This is a genomic window from Candidatus Culexarchaeum yellowstonense, from assembly GCF_024707025.1.
Classification (GTDB): domain Archaea; phylum Thermoproteota; class Methanomethylicia; order Culexarchaeales; family Culexarchaeaceae; genus Culexarchaeum.
The window spans coordinates 1-3,286 of the sequence record NZ_JANGFQ010000171.1; the positions used below are offsets into that span (position 1 = coordinate 1).

The 3,286-nt window shown below is 36.5% G+C and carries 3 protein-coding genes; 1 reads left to right on the top strand and 2 read right to left on the bottom strand.

All coding sequences use genetic code 11. The annotated features are described in order from the left end of the window. The first annotated feature begins 385 nt into the window (after nucleotides 1–385). Nucleotides 386–1,249, top strand: a complete 864-nt coding sequence (gene cas6, locus MRT15_RS10385) for a CRISPR-associated endoribonuclease Cas6 (protein ID WP_304330047.1) — start codon at nucleotides 386–388, stop codon at nucleotides 1,247–1,249. A gap of 322 nt (nucleotides 1,250–1,571) precedes the next feature. On the opposite strand, the gene MRT15_RS10390 is transcribed toward cas6, so the two are convergent. Continuing rightward, nucleotides 1,572–1,937 (bottom strand): hypothetical protein, encoded by a 366-nt coding sequence (locus MRT15_RS10390; protein WP_304330048.1) that lies wholly within the window; start codon nucleotides 1,935–1,937, stop codon nucleotides 1,572–1,574. A gap of 5 nt (nucleotides 1,938–1,942) precedes the next feature. Beyond that, the gene (locus tag MRT15_RS10395; protein ID WP_304330049.1) at nucleotides 1,943–3,055 is read right to left on the bottom strand and encodes a hypothetical protein; all 1,113 of its coding nucleotides are present in this window, start codon (nucleotides 3,053–3,055) and stop codon (nucleotides 1,943–1,945) included. Nucleotides 3,056–3,286 lie beyond the last annotated feature (231 nt).

Consider the following 3,286-nt stretch of genomic DNA (forward strand, 5'->3'; position numbering starts at 1 on the left):
AATGCTACGGAAAATAGCTCCCACAATTTTAAAGCTTACTTGGGAAATATGTGGAAATTATGTGAAACATTTTTCACAAGTCCACTTAAGCACATACTAAATGATTATTGAAGCATGAATTGATGGTATAATGGAAAAGCATGGTAGTAAATTGTGAAAGCCTAGTTTGGAGTGAAGAATTGAACTTTAAATGAAGATTATATTTGAGCCATCAAGCATGTTTAAATAGTATCGTTAATATTATTGTAACCCACATCTTAAAAATGCTTAAGTTAACTTCACATATCAATCATACGATTTACATATATAAATTCATTGAAGGGTTGGAGTTGTGGGGAGTAAGGTTAAATTTTGCAAGTTCAAATAGATTTATTTGAATGTTTCTATGCAGGGGAAGTCTATAACATCATTAACTTTTAATGTGGAGGCTCATGATGGATTTAGGTTTCAGAGGTATACTGGTTTTGCAGTGCAAAACTTCTTCTTCAAAATGCTTGGAAATGCAAGTGTGGATTTAGCTAAGAGTTTACATGATGCTTCAACCATAAAGCCTTATAGCGTTTCAACTTTAATGACCATAGATGATAGGCCAGTGTATTATGGTGGGGGACCTGGAAAGTATAGGTTCAAGATAAACTTGCTGAACAGTGAACAGTTAAATCCACTAACAATAATACAGACCATTAGAGACCAAGTGACCATGGATAACATAAGGTTCAGTTTGAATGGCGTTGAAGTTAAGATTGTGAGTTATGATCAGTTGCTGAATGGTGAGTTGAAGGATAAGTTTACATTGAAATTCATTTCACCCACATGCTTCAAAAGCGAAGTAATCTATCCAAAGAGGGTTAGAGGAATATCTAATGAAAGTGTTTATGAGGTTAGGAGGAAGGAGGAGAGGGCATATCAGCCAATACCAAACCCGAATGCCATGTTGAGGAATTTGATGAGGATATGGATGAAGAATTGTGAATTACCTAAGAGGATGGAGCTTGAGCACATGATAGACAACGATCACATAAGGATATACGAATATCCAAGGGGGATAAGGACTGTGTGGGCTAGGGAGGGAAGTAGGAAGAATCAGCAGGGATTTGTGGGGGAAGTAACCTTCGAAGTTTCTGAGAAGGCTTTGAGTAGTGTTGGAAATGTTATTGCAGCATTGGTGAAGATGGGGGAGTATAGTGGAACTGGGATAATGAGAACTGCAGGTCTTGGGCAATACAAGATAATTGATGGAGTGAAATAAATGAATTAAAGGATGGTAAGATTCATCTGGCTTCAAATAAAACCTTCACAACATTGATTGAGGTTTTGTAAGCGCTTGAAGAGTGAGTAGAGGAAGTGTGCGAGTAGACCTATGACAGCACCCCAAATGACACTTTCTAGAAAAGGTTTTGGCTCTCCAAAGATTAGCCTCCATAGAGGAACGTATTGTGGCAGTATAGTGAAGAATAAAACCCAGAATAAGCTAAACCATGAAGCAGAGAAAATAGGTTTAAATATACGTCTTTCCCAAGACATAGCCTAACACCCTTACGGCCACTTTCAAAAACAATATAAAATATAGCTTATATTTGTCTTCTTCCTTGCATAATTCTTCTTTTTAAATTTTTAAGGAAAATTTGAAAAGAAGTTGGATAGGGAGGTGGAAAGGCCTGAGTTAGGAGAATTAACGCTACAACTGGCAATGGTGATAGGAGGGGGTGAAATTCTAGCATAGCTTTACCTAGCGGTATCATGATGAATAAACCATAATATAATATGATGAAGCTATGTATAACATCGAGCGCTATGTGCAATTCCCTCCCCAAACGCTTCACATGAGGCTCAAGAAAGTTTCTAACACAACTACTCAGCTCTAGGGCGATTAAAGTGAGCGGAACAACCTCGATAAGCGTTGCTATAAAGAGTGAAATATCGAAATTAACTGACATAATGATCATCTCTCTATTCTTACTTGTTTCAATGCACATGGTAACGGTATAAGTCTGCTTATTATTAAATCTATAATAATTGCTATAGTTGCCGCTATTTTCACAATAGGATTGTCTGTCACCCAAAGCGTTATAATCGCTATTATCGCAATAAGTACACAAATTATCACGCATATGATTACAATTTTTAATATATCCGTCACTAACGCATACCCTTTTTCTACTGGTAAGTTGATCTCTTCGGGTATATTTTGCACTAATGTCTTTAGTGCATTTGCTATTTGTGGATATGCTTGTGGTACATAACCTGAATCCTTACCCTTCTTCATATATCCTGGGCTAGTACCATTGTAAACGTTTTCAGAAAGCCATTTCACTCCATAGGCAATTGATTTGTAATATTCGCTTAAGCTATTAGCACCTTCTGGAAGAATGATCCAGTCTCCGTAGAACGTCGTTTTATTCATGAAGTAATAGTTTGCAAAGGTGAATACATAGCTGTAGCTACTGTTGTCAGGTTTGAGTTCAGCTGCCGTGGCAATGTAAACTCTATGGGTATCACTAACATTCCTAACAAGATAGATTACGTTGTAGTCAATAAACTCATTTGTATAGTTAGCTCTAACCCACCTCCAATAAATGATGGTATTATTGTCAACGGTTTTGTTATACAGTTCCCCAAGCCATAAAGACCATGAAGATACATTCTCCCCATACTCAATGGCATATGCTGATGAACCATTAATGTATATATCCACTCTACCTTCAGACGTAACAATGCTTATATTTGTATTCTTCTTGATATTTATTGCAGTCTTAGTTATGTTCAATACTAGTTCTCCCGGTAGATATGGTTGATTGATTAATTGTACACTGCCATTTCTGTAGATATATAGGGTATGGAATAGCTCGTACTTTTCAACTTGGTCTAGTGGTATATCACTTAAGGCTAAGGTTATTGTGGCAAGCATTATAAGTTTAGACCTATCAACCTCCTCATTTACCCCCTCAGCTCTGACAAGCAAAGCTGGAAATGGACTGATGAGCAAAGGGCTTAGGTAAGGAACTATTATAATGACTGTTAATATGGAAACTAATAGTTCTTTACCCTTATTCATCCTCCTACACCACATTTATTTTCGCAATATATATATAAACGTAATGTCATCATGAGAATTACGAAGCTTAAATACATTATAAATACAAATAGTATTGTTGTTGACGCAGTAAAACATATGAGTGTGAGGATTATTGAATTTCGCGGGCTTTAAACCAACCCTTATAATGCTTGGTGGATGGGCATCCAATGCATTTACCATCAACATACCTATTACAATCAATTCAAACAA